Origin of the sequence: Sphingopyxis sp., from assembly GCF_035998965.1 — a bacterium.
GTDB lineage: Bacteria > Pseudomonadota > Alphaproteobacteria > Sphingomonadales > Sphingomonadaceae > Sphingopyxis.
This window is the reverse complement of record NZ_DASYHE010000079.1, coordinates 54,666-67,721: the sequence shown is the minus strand read 5'-3', so window position 1 is coordinate 67,721 and position 13,056 is coordinate 54,666. Positions and strand designations below refer to the sequence as shown.

15 protein-coding genes are annotated in these 13,056 nt (G+C 63.1%); 5 read left to right on the top strand and 10 right to left on the bottom strand.

What is annotated here, in order from left to right:
- Both VGN68_RS13515 and VGN68_RS13510 read right to left on the bottom strand, forming a co-directional pair.
- Positions 1–498, bottom strand: a 498-nt coding sequence (locus tag VGN68_RS13515) for an oxidoreductase (protein ID WP_327477396.1), incomplete at its 3' end; no start/stop codon positions are given.
- Positions 495–818 carry a nuclear transport factor 2 family protein gene (locus VGN68_RS13510; protein ID WP_327477395.1) on the bottom strand — a complete coding sequence of 108 codons (324 nt, stop codon included), beginning with the start codon at positions 816–818 and terminating at the stop codon, positions 495–497. The genes VGN68_RS13510 and VGN68_RS13515, both read right to left, overlap by 4 nt.
- Before the next feature lie 98 nt (positions 819–916).
- Between VGN68_RS13510 and VGN68_RS13505 the strand changes: the two genes are divergently transcribed.
- Positions 917–1,816, top strand: a complete 900-nt coding sequence (locus VGN68_RS13505) for a LysR family transcriptional regulator (RefSeq protein ID WP_327477394.1) — start codon at positions 917–919, stop codon at positions 1,814–1,816.
- On the opposite strand, the gene VGN68_RS13500 is transcribed toward VGN68_RS13505, so the two are convergent.
- Complete coding sequence (locus VGN68_RS13500; protein WP_327477393.1) at positions 1,813–1,959, bottom strand: hypothetical protein; 147 nt, start codon at positions 1,957–1,959, stop codon at positions 1,813–1,815. The genes VGN68_RS13505 and VGN68_RS13500 overlap by 4 nt on opposite strands.
- 438 nt (positions 1,960–2,397) lie before the next feature.
- Between VGN68_RS13500 and VGN68_RS13495 the strand changes: the two genes are divergently transcribed.
- From VGN68_RS13495 to VGN68_RS13485, 3 genes are read left to right on the top strand one after another with little or no spacing between them, the layout of a single operon-like run.
- Positions 2,398–2,994: a TetR/AcrR family transcriptional regulator gene (locus tag VGN68_RS13495; RefSeq protein ID WP_327477392.1), complete on the top strand. Its 597-nt coding sequence runs from the start codon at positions 2,398–2,400 to the stop codon at positions 2,992–2,994.
- Positions 2,991–3,440, top strand: a complete 450-nt coding sequence (locus tag VGN68_RS13490; protein WP_327477391.1) for a PaaI family thioesterase — start codon at positions 2,991–2,993, stop codon at positions 3,438–3,440. The genes VGN68_RS13495 and VGN68_RS13490 overlap by 4 nt, the downstream gene beginning before the upstream one ends.
- Positions 3,437–4,819: an MATE family efflux transporter gene (locus tag VGN68_RS13485; RefSeq protein WP_327477390.1), complete on the top strand. Its 1,383-nt coding sequence runs from the start codon at positions 3,437–3,439 to the stop codon at positions 4,817–4,819. Before VGN68_RS13490 ends, VGN68_RS13485 begins: the two co-directional genes overlap by 4 nt.
- Positions 4,820–5,083: 264 nt before the next feature.
- Here VGN68_RS13485 and VGN68_RS13480 read toward each other — a convergent pair whose 3' ends face one another.
- The 3 genes from VGN68_RS13480 to VGN68_RS13470 form a co-directional block, all read right to left on the bottom strand.
- Positions 5,084–5,680, bottom strand: a complete 597-nt coding sequence (locus VGN68_RS13480; RefSeq protein WP_327477389.1) for a cytochrome b — start codon at positions 5,678–5,680, stop codon at positions 5,084–5,086.
- Positions 5,681–5,694: 14 nt separating this feature from the next.
- The gene (locus tag VGN68_RS13475) at positions 5,695–8,094 is read right to left on the bottom strand and encodes a TonB-dependent receptor (protein ID WP_327477388.1); all 2,400 of its coding nucleotides are present in this window, start codon (positions 8,092–8,094) and stop codon (positions 5,695–5,697) included.
- A gap of 138 nt (positions 8,095–8,232) precedes the next feature.
- Positions 8,233–9,018 (bottom strand): hypothetical protein, encoded by a 786-nt coding sequence (locus VGN68_RS13470; protein ID WP_327477387.1) that lies wholly within the window; start codon positions 9,016–9,018, stop codon positions 8,233–8,235.
- A 63-nt stretch (positions 9,019–9,081) separates the two neighbouring features.
- Between VGN68_RS13470 and VGN68_RS13465 the strand changes: the two genes are divergently transcribed.
- On the top strand, positions 9,082–9,702 hold the full coding sequence (locus tag VGN68_RS13465; protein ID WP_327477386.1) for a hypothetical protein: 621 nt from the start codon (positions 9,082–9,084) through the stop codon (positions 9,700–9,702).
- A gap of 9 nt (positions 9,703–9,711) precedes the next feature.
- On the opposite strand, the gene VGN68_RS13460 is transcribed toward VGN68_RS13465, so the two are convergent.
- From VGN68_RS13460 to VGN68_RS13445, 4 genes are read right to left on the bottom strand one after another with little or no spacing between them, the layout of a single operon-like run.
- Positions 9,712–10,614, bottom strand: coding sequence for a hypothetical protein (locus VGN68_RS13460; protein WP_327477385.1), 903 nt, complete (start codon positions 10,612–10,614; stop codon positions 9,712–9,714).
- Positions 10,611–11,366, bottom strand: coding sequence for an enoyl-CoA hydratase/isomerase family protein (locus VGN68_RS13455; RefSeq protein WP_327477384.1), 756 nt, complete (start codon positions 11,364–11,366; stop codon positions 10,611–10,613). Before VGN68_RS13455 ends, VGN68_RS13460 begins: the two co-directional genes overlap by 4 nt.
- Positions 11,363–12,256 (bottom strand): polysaccharide deacetylase family protein, encoded by an 894-nt coding sequence (locus tag VGN68_RS13450; protein ID WP_327477383.1) that lies wholly within the window; start codon positions 12,254–12,256, stop codon positions 11,363–11,365. The genes VGN68_RS13455 and VGN68_RS13450 overlap by 4 nt, the downstream gene beginning before the upstream one ends.
- A gap of 1 nt (position 12,257) precedes the next feature.
- Positions 12,258–13,055, bottom strand: coding sequence for an SDR family NAD(P)-dependent oxidoreductase (locus tag VGN68_RS13445; RefSeq protein ID WP_327477382.1), 798 nt, complete (start codon positions 13,053–13,055; stop codon positions 12,258–12,260).
- Position 13,056 lies beyond the last annotated feature (1 nt).

Here is a 13,056-nt window from a genome sequence, read left to right as displayed (position 1 = left end):
CGACAAGGCCTTGCTGTAGGTCGAAAGCGCCGCCTTGGCCGCGGCATAGCCGGTCGTCGCTTCGGGCAAGGGCAACTGCCGCTGAATCGACGAGACATGGACGACGACGCCCGACCCTTGCGCGGTCATCGCCGGGACGAGTGCGCGGTCGAGCCGGACGGCGGGAAAGAGGTTGAGCGCAAGCTCGCGCTCCCAATCCGCGTCGGTCAGTGCGGCAAAGCCGCCGCCCGGTGCCGATGAGCCGCCGAGCATGTGGACAAGAATGTCGATCCCGCCGAGACGGTCGAGCGCTGCTTGGGCTACGCGTTCGCATCCTTCGGCGCTTGTCAAATCGGCGGCGACGAACATCGCGTCGGGTCCGCCCTCAGGCGAGGTCCGTGCGACGGTGAGCACTGCGGCGCCGAGGTCGCGGAGCAAATCGGCGGTTGCCTTGCCGGCGCCTTTGGTGCCCGAGGTGACGAGGGCGCGCTTTCCGGTGAACGACAGAAAGCCGGTCATGGCAGAATCTCCAGTTCGGCGATGCGATCGCCGATGAGCACGAAATGATAGGTGAGGGCCGCCGGGCTGCTTGGGAAGTTACCCGTCACCGTGGCCCGAACGCTGATGCGGTCGCCTTCGGTTTTCATGTCGAACGGTGCCGCCTGATGCGCATATTGCTGCTTGGCATCGCGCCACCAAGCTTCGATCTGGTCATGGCCTTGGTACGAGTGACCCTCATCCTGTACGAGCGCATCAGCGACGAAGGCTGTCATCAGCGCGGCGCCGTCGCCGCGCCGGTCGGCGTCGAAATAGGTTTGAACGGGATGGGGCAGTTGCATGACGAGTCTCCAATCTTGGGCTTGCTTGCCATCTAACCGCGTGGCATCATCCTTATAAGCAGGCCAATACTGGATGTTCTGATGAAAAAAATGGGATAATGACACGACTTGCGCTGCGCGATTTCGACGCTGTGATGGCGGTTGCGCGGCGCGGATCGTTTCGGCAGGCGGCGATTGACCTCGGCCTTTCGACGACCGCGCTCAGCCACATGATCGCGCGGATCGAGGCCGAGCTGGGCGTGCGCCTGTTCAACCGCACGACGCGCAGCGTCGCGCTGACCGACGCGGGCCATATTTTCGTCGACCGGATCGGCCCGTCGCTGCTTGACGTTCGCGAGGCGATCGAGATTGTCCGGGCGCGCGGCGAAACGCCGTCGGGGACGCTGCGCATCAACGCGCCGCCGTTTGCGGCGCGATCGGCGCTGGCGGCGCTGATCCTGGAATATGCGCGCCGCTATCCGGGCGTCCATGTCGATGTGGTGACCGACGGACGGCTGGTCGATATTGTCGCCGAAGGGTTCGACCTGGGCGTCAGGGTCGCGTCGTTGGTCCCCACCGACATGATCGCGCTGTCGCTGGGCGAAGCGCAGCGCTTTGCCGTCGTCGCGTCGCCCGACTATCTTGCCGCGCACGCGCCACCGCGCGTGCCCGCCGACCTGGCCCGTCACGCCTGCATCCGCGTGCGCCTGCCCGATGGCGCGCTCTATCGCTGGTATTTCGAGAATGGCGCTGAGACGGCACAGATCGATGTCAGCGGCCCGATGACAATCGACGATGTGACGATCGCGTGCGCGGCGGTGGTTGCGGGGGTCGGCATCGGCTTCTTTTTCGAACAGGACGTGATCGCCGACATCGAGGCGGGAACACTCATCCGTCTGCTCGATGACTGGACCCCGCCGTTTCCGGGCCTTGCGCTTTATTACCCGGGCCGTCGTCACCCCTCGGCCGGACTGGCGGCGTTTCTGGCGCTCGCGCGCGAGCTGGGACGCAAGGCCTAAGCCGCGACCGCTTCCTTCCTCTGGCTCGTTGCCGCTTCGAGCAGACGCTCTTCCAGCGACTTCACCCGCGCCGGACCGTCGATCTTGTCGCCGATCAGATCGGTGATGTAGAAGGTGTCGACCGCGCCTTCGCCGTCACACACAACAGGTTTGCCCGTACGCCCCGTGCCTCTGCGGTGCCAAGCCTCCCGCTGAGGTCCGCCAGTCCGCCGAACCTACCGTGGCTTGTGACGAGCCCGGTGACGCGGGTGACCGCCGCGGTACGAATGGTCATGGTACCAAGCGTGCAGCACTGCCATTGCGGGGCGAGGAGATGAGCGGGCCGATTGCAGGCCATCCTTGCTTGAGTGGATTCCAGATAGCTCACATTCCGCAAAATCCCGCATGGCCGGTGTTCAGCGAGCAATTGTCGGTTGGCGAACCTTTCCAGGTTGCCGAAGGTACGGCAGCCCAGCGTTCGGACGTTTACAGGAGCCGCCTCTCCGACATGCGTCGAGCTTTGTAGCGGGCTGTTGGGATAGCCCCGATGACCCTTGCCATCGTGGCCCATAGCATTACAATCATCATACAAAGGAGTGCCAATGCGATATGGTTCGGATCACAAGGCTGAGTCCAAAAGCCGCATTATCGAAGCGGCGGCGAAGCAGCTTCGTGCCAAGGGACCACACCGGGTTTCGGTTGCGGAGATCATGTCCGGCGCCGGTCTGACGCATGGCGCGTTTTATGCCCATTTCGACTCCAAGGATGCGCTCGTTGCCGAGGCGGTCCTGGAGATGTTTGCGGACGCGGGCGAACGCGCCGGGGGGCTTCAGGATTTGCCGGTGCACGAGGGTGAGGACCTCCGCGCAGCCTTGCGCGCCTTTCTGAAAAGCTATCTGTCGGCATCGCATCGTGACAGGCCCGATCGGGGCTGTCCCCTGCCGACTTTGGCGGCTGATATGGGACGGAGTGAGGCCCATGCCCGCGCAAACTTTGTTATCGGCTTGAATCGGATGACCGACCGCATCGAAGACGCACTGTCGCGTTTGCCGCGCACCAATGCTGCTGCGGATGCAAGAGCCGTGGTCGCGCAAATGGTCGGCGCCGTCAGTCTGGCCCGGGCAGTCGGCCCTGGCGTTCAGTCCGATGCGATCCTGCGCGATTGTTTCGACGCGATCGTCGAAAGGCTGGCCTTGTGAGCGCGGATAGAACGTCGGCAGACGCGCCCAATGGCTTGACGCGGGTTCGAGCCTTGCTGGCCGCAGGCGGACGTCCCCCGATCGGCGAAACGCTCGACTTCGCGCTTGTCGAAGTCGAATATGGCCGCGCGGTGTTTGAAGGGGTGCCAGGTCGGCATGCTTACAATCCGATGGGTACAATCCATGGCGGCTATGCGGCAACGCTGCTCGATTCGGCCTGCGGCATCGCTGTGGCAAGCCGCCTGACGCACGATCAGAGCTTCACGACGCTCGAGCTGAAAGTCGCTTATCACAAGGCGATGACGGAAAAGACCGGCAAGGTTCGCGCCGACGGCGTCGTGATCAGCATGGGTCGCAGGGTCGCATTCGTCGAAGCACACCTGACCGACGCCGCGGGAACCCTGCTCGCTTCGGCCACCTCGACCTTGCTGGTGATGTCAGCGTGACCGTTGCCATCGGCACCGCTGAGTTGGATATGCCGAGGTCGCGCGACGCGCGTGGCGACATGCTGCTCTCGGGCGCGATACTGCCCACATTGCTCCGGCTGACCTTGCCGAACCTGATCGCGCTATGCTCTGCCGCGATCGTATCTATCGCTGAAACCGCCTATGTTGGGTCGCTCGGCGTCGCATCGCTGGGCGGCATCGCGCTCGCCTTCCCCATCTTCATGCTGATGCAGATGCTGTCCGCAGGCGCGATGGGTGGTACGGTGTCGGGAGCGGTGAGCCGCGCGCTCGGCGCGGGTGACCGCGATCGCGCAGAGGCGCTGGCGCTCTGCTCGCTCGTCATCGCGGCTATATTTGGGCTGGTCTTCACCGCTGCGGTGCGGGCTTTTGGCCCTGCCGTATACCGCGCAATGGGCGGATCTGGCGCGGTACTCGGTGAAGCGCTTGCGTTCTCCAACGTAGCCGCCTGGGGCATCACCGGAATCTGGCTGACAAATATCCTCGCGTCCATCGCGCGCGGCTCTGGCAACATGGTTGTGCCCGCGGCAACTTTGCTGGCGGCCGGCTTTGGCCAGGTTGTCGTTGGCGGCGTCCTTGGTCTTGGCCTCGGGCCGTTCCCTCGGCTCGGCATGGCGGGCGTCGCCGCCGGACAGTTGGCAGCATTCTCGTTCGCCGGCGTTTTCCTGCTATGGCACCTCAGATCCGGCGACGTGCGTCTTCCGCTCCGCTTTGCCAGCGGACTATTGTCGATCGAGCGGTTCATGGACATCTTGCGCATCGGCGCGGTGGCGATGCTGTCGCCGCTGTTATCGGTTGCTGCGATCCTCGTGCTCACAGGCATTGTGGCGCGCTTCGGCCCGCAAGCACTTGCCGGTTATGGTATCGGCGTTCGACTGGAATTCCTTCTGATCCCGATTGCCTTTTCGGTCGGGGTCGCATCGGTGCCGATGGTCGGGACAGCTATCGGCGCAGCGAATCTCGATCGTGCGCGAAAGATCGCCTGGACGGCCGGCGGGGTTGCAGCCGTCACTCTGGGTCTTCTCGGCCTCGTCGCCGGTCTGTTTCCCTGGCTGTGGGTTGATCTGTTCACCAGCGCGCCCGACGTGCGCGATGCGGCTTATGCCTATTTGCGCATTGCCGCGTTCGGATTTGCCTTCTTTGGTCTTGGGCTTTGTCTCTACTTTGCCTCGCAAGGCGCAGGCCGTGTCGGCGGCGCGATCGTCGCCCAGGCGCTGCGGCTCGCGGTTATCGTCATCGGCGGATCAATGTTGGTCGAACACTCGGCCCCGCTCTGGGGTGTGTTCGCGCTGTCTGCCGGGGCTATGGTAACGATGGGCATCGGTACCGCGCTGTTCGTCCGGCTAAGCCGGTGGGAATGAATGCGGGGATGCGCGTCGAACCGATCCCCGATGACACCGCGGCGCTCTGTTCGCCTCGTTCGTCGATTTTCGCTGCTTGCGAAAGGCCACGAAAAATTGCCGCCCGGCGGCCGATTGCCATCACTGGAGTAGCAACAATCTGGACAGTTGGCCATCCCTGCGCCGCGACGATGAAATCTTAGCGGTTTCGGTCCTCAGGAGATATCGACAGCCAGATACGGCAGCCAAAACGCTAGGCCGACGAGAGGGGAGGTTGATCGCCCCTCATGGCGGCGGCGGGTTCCCCCCATCCGTTTCCTGGCGCTTGCCACCAAACCACATGGCCCGCAGGACATTGTCCTTCTTGCGGTCATGGTGCCAGAAAGCCGCAAAAAGGTGCAGACTGACGATGGTCAGCAGCAGCCATGACAAACCGAAGTGCGCCCAATAGGCAGGCCCCACCAATGGTTTTGACTTTTCGATAATGCCGGGGATTGTGAACAGCCCAAAGAATTTGGTGGGGCTCCCGAATGCCGAGGATGCAATCCAGCCCGACAGGGGTACGATGAACATCAAGGCATAAAGCGACCGGTGGGTCCACAGGGAAAGCCGCTTTTCGAGCGGAGCGAGTTCCGCCGTTTGCGGCTTCGGGTTTCGCCATTTCCAGAACAAGCGCAGGATCAGAAGGAGCAGCAGCACCAAGCCGATTGCCTTGTGCCAATGGATATACTGGATGAACACCGGCGCGGAGGATTTAAACCATGGCATACTGTCGTTCACATGCAGCACGAAGACCGACGTGCCGATGATCCCGATCGCCATGACCCAATGAAAGAGCTTTGCTCCCAAGCCCCAACTGGTCGCCGTGTTGCGCAGACCCATGATCGGCCCCCGACCTAGAACCGATATTCGATCGACGCGCCAAATTGCTGCTTGCGCGGCGCCGACACAGCAAAATCGCGAAAGAATGTCGTCTGCGAAAGACCCGTGAGCGGGTTTGTGCGGCGCAACAGGCGATTGAAGTCGAGCAAACGCGTGACCACCAGCGGTGTCTTGTCGTTGAGCAGGTTGCGCGCAAAGATCGTGAACGTCCAGTTCTGGCCCTCAAGCCCGACGCTGGCATTGAGATTATAGCTGTCACCGGCGTAGTTCAGATTGTCCACCTGCGAATATCGCTTGGATTCATAAGCCAAGTCGCCGCGCACGAAGAAACCTGTGTTGGCGGACACCGGGGCGTTGATCTCTGCGGTTGCAATGAATTGGTGCGTCGGCGTTTGCGGCAGGCGATTGCCGGAGACATCGCCTTCCAGATTGTCAGCGTCGGCAGGATTGCGGACGCCGCCCGGCAAAAAGCCGGGTCGGCCATCGGTATCGTAGATTTCTTCGGTGGTGTCGTCGTAAAATTCCTTGAATCGGGCATCCACGTAAGTGTAGCCGCCGCGCAGGAACAGCCACGGCGCAGGGCGGCCCGAAAGGTCGATTTCGAAGCCCTTGATTTCCGACTTGCCGGCATTCTGGATAAAAACGACGCTGTTTGGCGTGTTGTTGGTACGGATATAGGACTCACCGCGACTGAGTTGCTGGCTCGTCCAATCGGTAAAAAATCCCGCCACGGTGAAGTTCAGCACGTCGGCCAAGCGACCCTTGGCGCCAAGTTCATAGCTCCATGCGCTTTCCTCGTCGAAAATATCGAACCCGGCGGCGGCGAAGGCGTCGAGGTCCTGCTGGCGGGCATCGATGGGAAAGGCATTGAAACCGCCCGGCTTGTTGCCCTTGGCGACGGTAGCGTAAATGTTGAGATCGCGTCCCGCCTTGTAGCTGGCCGTGAAGCGCGGCAAAAAGGCATTGAACTTGGCGCGCCGGATATCGGTGGGCGCGGGCGGCGCGGCATTGTTCGACCCGACGGGCGCAAGCACCTCGGTGGACCCGATGATCGTCTCTCTCTGGTAACGCGCTTCGCCGCTGACAGTGAGCGCGCCGATTTCGGCCTCGATCATGCCAAACACCGACTTCGACCTTACGCCGTCGGCGCTGTCGAACGTGCGCCGGGTGCGGTTGGTGTTGGTGAACTGAAATCCAGCCAGGCTGTCGTCGCGATAATAATATACCCCGGCCAGCGCCCGGATCGGTTTATCCTGCGGTGACATCACCCGGATTTCCTGACTCCAGTCGCGTGTCCGCGATTGATCGACAGCAAAGGCAGCATTGGCGCTCGGCAAGAGGGTGTTGTCTTGGCCGGTAATCGAATTGTTGCGATTATAGGCACTCGTCGAGGTCAGGCTCCAGCCGCTGTCCGTGCGTCCGGTCAGCACGAGCGACGAGCGAAAGAATTTGCGGTTGAGGCCATCGAAGCCCGCGGCTTCAATTTCCCGGTTGTTATAGGCGTAGGACGGCAGGATTTTGACTTCCCCGCAGTAGAAGCCCCGCCGCGCGGTCGGGGTCGTGGGGAAAGGAATGTTGGTGGTGATCGGCGGCGCGAAGCAGTTGTTCTTTGCCGACCCCTGAAAGCCGTAAATATAGCCCTTGTCGATGTCCTTGCTCCAGCCCACCGATGCCAGCGCTTCGAAGTTGTCGCCGGGGGTGAAATGGAGGCGGCCGCCCACGCTGTAGCTGCGCTGCGCGCCAAGATCGCGCGCGCCGCTGTCGGCGTTCACATAGTCTCCGCCGAAATGATAATAGCGCCCGTTGATCTCGGCCTTAAGGACGTCCTTGATCAGCGGACCCGAGATGAAGCCCGACAGTTCGCGATTGTCATATTCGGCGACGAGGAAACGGGCGCGGCCCGACAGTTCGTTCGCCGGCTTTCGCGTCACATAATTGATGGCACCCGAAAAGGTCTGGCGACCGAACAGTGCCGATTGCGGACCTTTAATGACTTCGACGCGCTCGAGATTGTCGAGTGCGTAGCTGGCGATATTGTCCGACACAAAGATGCCATCGACAAAAAAGGCGGCGTTCGGAGCGCCCACGACCGATGACATCCCGCGGATCGACGGGCGGACACCGGCGCCGCCGCCACCGCCCGTCCGGCCGAAACCCTGACGATAGGAGAAGCCCGGCGTCTGTGCAGCAAGATCGGACACATTGACCATTTTGGCCCGTTCGATCTGCGCCGCGTCCACGACGGAGATTGTCAGCGGCACATCCTGCAAGCTCTCTTCGCGTTTACGCGCCGTTACGATAATGACATTTTCGTCATCACCCTCGGTGACGCCCGCCTGATTGTCGCCCTGCGCAATGGCCGGAACCGATACCGAACAAAGCAACACCACCGCCGAAATACCCTGAAGCCTCATCAACACCCCTCCCGAGACGGCCGCGCCCTGTGTCACGTCGGCCCTATATTTGTCCGGACTTTTACTAATATGTCCGGACAACTTGTCAACGGCTTTCGGCGCCGGTAGGAAGCAGCAGGGGAGGCCCCTCAGCGCGAGCTACGGCGCGGGAGCAGGTCGGCGGTTCTGGTTGATGGCATCGGGATCGAACTCGAAAAGACCGGGCCTGATCGGTGCCCCGATCTCGACGCTGCGCCAGCGCACCCGGTTCGCCATAACGCCGTTATAAAACAGCGTTACCTCGCGCGCCTGCACCCAATTCTGATCGGTCAGCCGGATGAAATCGTCATATTGCCGTTCATGCCAGCCGCGCGGAGACTGAAACGCCATGTAGCGGATGAAGTGGCTTTCCTTGTCGAAACCGAACAGCGTGGACTCGCCGCGCGCGTCATATATGCGGACCAGATCCACGGCGTGACCCGCCACCTCGCGGCTTGGCGCCCGTTCCATCCGCAACGATTTGGCGAGCGCGGATCGGATGATTCCGAATCCGAAATTGCTCGCCCAATAGGCTTCCGCTTCGGCCGCAGGCATGACGCCCTTGTCGGTCCATGTGGCGATGCCGTCGTAGCCGACCGCGAACATGAGCGCGCCCGATGCGCGCGCTTCAATCCGCACCTTGCCGTCAGCGCCATGGGCGGAATCGCGATCCGGGTTCATCTCGCGCCACATTCGATATTCATCGGCCCGGCTGACCGGTTCGGCCCGGTCGGTGCCAAAAAATTCGGCCTCGCCGGCAAGAACCAGCGTGCCGGGCGCAAGCCAGGTTTCGCCTCCATGGGCCGCGACCGCGCGGGCAACGATCGCGCGGGCATCCGGTGGCGGCTCCGCCGCCGAGGAACCGATACCCAGCAGCGCGGCTGCGAACAACAGCAGGCCTCTCATCCTCCACCTCTCAATTTGTCCGGACATATTCTAAATCACGCCGATATCATCTAAGGTCGGCGGATGCGAATCATCTTGCTGCTCGGCCTGCTCATCTTCCTGTCCGCAAAGGCGCTGGGTCTCGGCCCATTGCAGCCACCCGCCGGCATCTGGACGAATACCGAGGATGTCTATTTCGCGGAGGAAGAAGGGCGAGCGAAAGCGCCTTGGACGGGCTTTCGTTTTGACCAGGATGGGAACTGGCAACGCATCGATCACGCTGGTCAGCCGATGTCCGCCTGGCAGCGGGATCCGGTACCCGGCCTTCGGACAAGAGGGCAGGATGGCTGGGAGATTGGCGGGAGCGAACTGCGCCGGGCGCGCGATTTCGAATGCTGGGTGTCGCGGCGGAAATTTGCGGGAAAGCCAGACGGCACCGACGACTGGACCTTTGACGCGAAGCTGGTGACGTTCGACCAGGGCGGCCGCATTGCCGTTGAGGGCGCAGGCGCGCCGCCGGTCGAGCTGCGCTTGCGCAACGTGACCTGGGCGAAAGGATCGAAAAACAAGCCTGCCCTGGTGCTCTATATTCATAAGCCCGGCGAGGACCGCGCGATATCCTACGGCTGGGCGTCGCCCGACGCCGAGCTGGTCGGGATCAACCTGCGCTGGGTGCAGGCCAGCTGTTCGCTGCGGGCGATGTAAGCCAAGCGTTCAATCGAGCGAAAATTCGACAAGTTCCACCAGCTCGCCGGCCGCGCCAATAGTGGTCGCGCTGCGTTGGCCGCCATAAACAACCCCGCCGTAGCGCGCCGGATCGGCGATCCATGGGCATCGACACGCATCCAGATCGGCTACGGCAAGCGTAAGCATGGCGTTTCCCGGCGGCAGACGACCCGGCTCAACCGGCCGCGCGGTGGCCGCAGCGGGGTAATCGTCGATTTCGACGATCGGCAGGCGCCCTTTCTGAACCATCGTCAGCCCGGAGGTCGTGTTTGCGGGCAGTCCGAACGCCTGGTTGATCATGCTATATTCGATGACGTAGCTGTCGCCTTCATCAAAACCCAGCGCATCACGATACCATTGCACCGCGGCCGCCCGATCCGGTGCAGCCAGAATGGCGATGAATATCGCGTCGATCGACGATTTCGCCTTGGGCAAGTCGTTCGATGGGGTGTTGCAACGCACCTCGTTGAAATAAATCATTTCCTTTCCCGTCCCATGCACCTGCATGGCGACGAAATAGGGCAATCCCTCAATCTCTTTGGGCGGGCCGACGATGTCGAAGCCGCTGCCGGCGATCCGCTCCGGCCAGCCGAAGACGTCTTGCACAGTCAGTTCGTACGACGCCCAGCCAAAAGTGCGCGTCGGCACGAAATCGGCGGGCAGCGGCTGCTCGACGAGGCGGATGAAGCAATGGGCGCCGCTTTGCGGCTGGAGCGTGGCCATCCGCGCGCCCGCGCTCGCGGGGCAGCCCCAGCTCGCAGCTAGGGCGGGGTCGAGCGGTTCGTCGGCCAGCAGCGCAAGCCCAAGGCGGCCGTGGTAGTCGGCGAGCGCCGAGTCCATGTCGGGCACCGTCACGATGCCGCCAACGATGGCACCATGGGTGGGGGTCAATTGCCGAACTCCGGATTGCGTTTCTCGACAAAAGCGCGCGTTCCCTCGGCAAAGTCGGCGCCGGTGAAAGCTTCGGAAAAGATGACAAGCGTTTCTGCATCGTCGGCGACCTGCCCGTCGAGGACGCGGCGGACGAACGCCTTGCTCTGCCGCACCGAATGTGACGAGGCGGCCAGGATCGCGGCCGCAAGCGCGTTCGGCGTATCGGCGATCGCTTCGACCAAGCCGATGCGCAGCGCCTCAGCCGCATCGATCAGCGCGCCGGTGAACAGGATGCGCTTCGCCTGCCCCGGCCCGACCAGATCGACGAGCAGCTTCACATCGTGCAGCGGATAGACGAGCCCGAGCTTTGCCGGGGTGATGCCGAACCGCGCCGCAGGCGTCGCAATGCGCAGGTCGCAGGCCAGCGCCAGGCCGCAGCCGCCGCCGACGCAGTCGCCCTCGACAAAGGCGATGGTGGGCAGCGGCAACCGCGCCAGATCGTGCTGCACCCGGTTGATCGCGGCCTGATTGGCGGCGCGCCATGCGGCATCGTCCCTGTTGGCCAGCAATTCGCGAATGTCGGCGCCGGCGCAAAAGGGGCCGGGCGCCGCCGCGCGCAGGATCAGCAGTCGCACCCCCGGGTCGGCGGCCGCCTGTTCCAGCAGCGCGGGAAGCGCGGTCCACATCGCCATATCAAACGCGTTGCGTTTGTCGGCGCGGTCGATCAGCAGGTGCGCGGTCGCGCCGTCGATGGCGAGCCGCAGCGTCATGCCGGTTGCGCCGCGGCGAAATGGTCGGCGATCGCCTTGCGGGTCGTCACCCACACGCCATCATGAGCGCGGACATGGCGGAAGAATTCTTCCAGCGCCCAAATCCGCCCCGGCCGGCCGATGATGCGCAGGTGCAGCCCGAGGCTCATCATTTTTGGATGGCCCTCGGCCCCTTCGCGGTACAGCTGGTCGAAATTCGCCTTGGCATAATCGAGCCACTGGCGCGGGGTCAGCGCCGGGTCTGTCCACATCTTCATGTCGTTGCTGTCGAGCTGATAGGGGACAATCACCAGCGGCCGGCCGGGGACGGTATCGCGGTCCCAGAAGGGCACGTCGCCCGAATAATCGTCCATATGATAGGCAAAGCCCTCCTCGATCAACAGCCGGCGGGTGTTGTCGGTGAGCAGGTAGCGCGACAGCCAGCCATACGGCCGGACACCGCAACTCCGTTCGATGCTCGCCACCGCCTTGCGGATGAAATCGCGCTCCTCGCCCTCATCCATCTTGAACTGGTGGACCCAGCGCCAACCGTGGCTGATCGGCTCATGCCCGAGCTCGACGATCGCCGCGGCGATTTCGGGGTGATTTTCCAGCGACAGCGCCGCGACGGTCCAGCTGGCCATGATATCATAGCGCTGCAGCAGCTTGACGATACGCGGCGCGCCCGCCTTGATGCCATAGAGATAGTTGGATTCGTTGGAATAATTGCGCATCTTTGACTTGACGAAGACGCCCAGCTCATCAACCGGCTCCATCCCGCGGTCGCCCCGCGCGATGGTCATCTCGCTGCCTTCCTCGACATTGACCACCACCGACAGCGCCAGCTTGGCGCCATCCGGCCAGTCGATCCGCTCTTCCTTCAGCACATGGGTCTCCGTCTGCTCGGTCATCTCAATGCATTTCCTCACCGCCGCTGACGTTCAGCGCCTCGCCGCTGACGTAAAAGGCGTCGTCGCTCGCCAGCCACGCACAGGCGGCCGCCGTATCCGACGGCAGGCCGGGGCGCCCCATCGGGTTCCTGGCACTCATGTTCTTAAGATAGGCCTCGACGCTGCCGAAGCCCAGCAGCTTCGAGAAATAGGCGTTCTGCTGCGCGCCGAGTCCCGTCGTTACATGGTTGGGGCACACTGCATTGACGGTGATGCCGTGCGCGCCGAGTTCGACCGCGCTTGCGCGGGTCAGCCCGACCATGCCGTGTTTCGACGACACATAGGCCGGCAAGTGCGGAAAGCCGGTTTTGGCCGCTTGGCTCGCGATATTGATGATCCGCCCGCCCTGCCCGCGCCGCACCATGTCGCGCGCCGCCGCCTGGGTACAGTAAAAAGCGCCCGACAGGTTGACCGCGATCACTGTCGCCCAGTCGGCAGGATCGACGTCGAGCAGCGGCTTCATCATGAAGCCTATTCCTGCATTGTTGACCATGATATCGACGCCGCCAAAGCGCGCTGCCGCCTGTTCGACCAGCACGGCACATTGCGCGGCATCGGACACGTCGCACGCGATCGTCGCCACTTGCGCGCCGCGCGCCGCGAGTTCGGTCGCGACCGCTTCGGCCTCGGCATCGATGGCGAGGTCGGAGACCACACAATTGGCGCCTTCGTCGGCGAACCGCTGCAAGATCCCCTGCCCCAGACCGCGCTGCTTGCCCGATCCTGTGACGACCACCGTCTTGCCCGCAAAGCGCGCCATG

Bases quoted from the DNA above. Each gene is read 5' to 3' on its own strand.
- VGN68_RS13510 (WP_327477395.1), bottom strand. From the start codon at position 818: ATGCAACTGCCCCATCCCGTTCAAACCTATTTCGACGCCGACCGGCGC.
- VGN68_RS13505 (WP_327477394.1), top strand. From the start codon at position 917: ATGACACGACTTGCGCTGCGCGATTTCGACGCTGTGATGGCGGTTGCG.
- VGN68_RS13495 (WP_327477392.1), top strand. From the start codon at position 2,398: ATGCGATATGGTTCGGATCACAAGGCTGAGTCCAAAAGCCGCATTATC.
- VGN68_RS13480 (WP_327477389.1), bottom strand. From the start codon at position 5,680: ATGGGTCTGCGCAACACGGCGACCAGTTGGGGCTTGGGAGCAAAGCTC.
- VGN68_RS13475 (WP_327477388.1), bottom strand. From the start codon at position 8,094: ATGAGGCTTCAGGGTATTTCGGCGGTGGTGTTGCTTTGTTCGGTATCG.
- VGN68_RS13470 (WP_327477387.1), bottom strand. From the start codon at position 9,018: ATGAGAGGCCTGCTGTTGTTCGCAGCCGCGCTGCTGGGTATCGGTTCC.
- VGN68_RS13465 (WP_327477386.1), top strand. From the start codon at position 9,082: ATGCGAATCATCTTGCTGCTCGGCCTGCTCATCTTCCTGTCCGCAAAG.
- VGN68_RS13455 (WP_327477384.1), bottom strand. From the start codon at position 11,366: ATGACGCTGCGGCTCGCCATCGACGGCGCGACCGCGCACCTGCTGATC.
- VGN68_RS13450 (WP_327477383.1), bottom strand. From the start codon at position 12,256: ATGACCGAGCAGACGGAGACCCATGTGCTGAAGGAAGAGCGGATCGAC.
- VGN68_RS13445 (WP_327477382.1), bottom strand. From the start codon at position 13,055: ATGGCGCGCTTTGCGGGCAAGACGGTGGTCGTCACAGGATCGGGCAAG.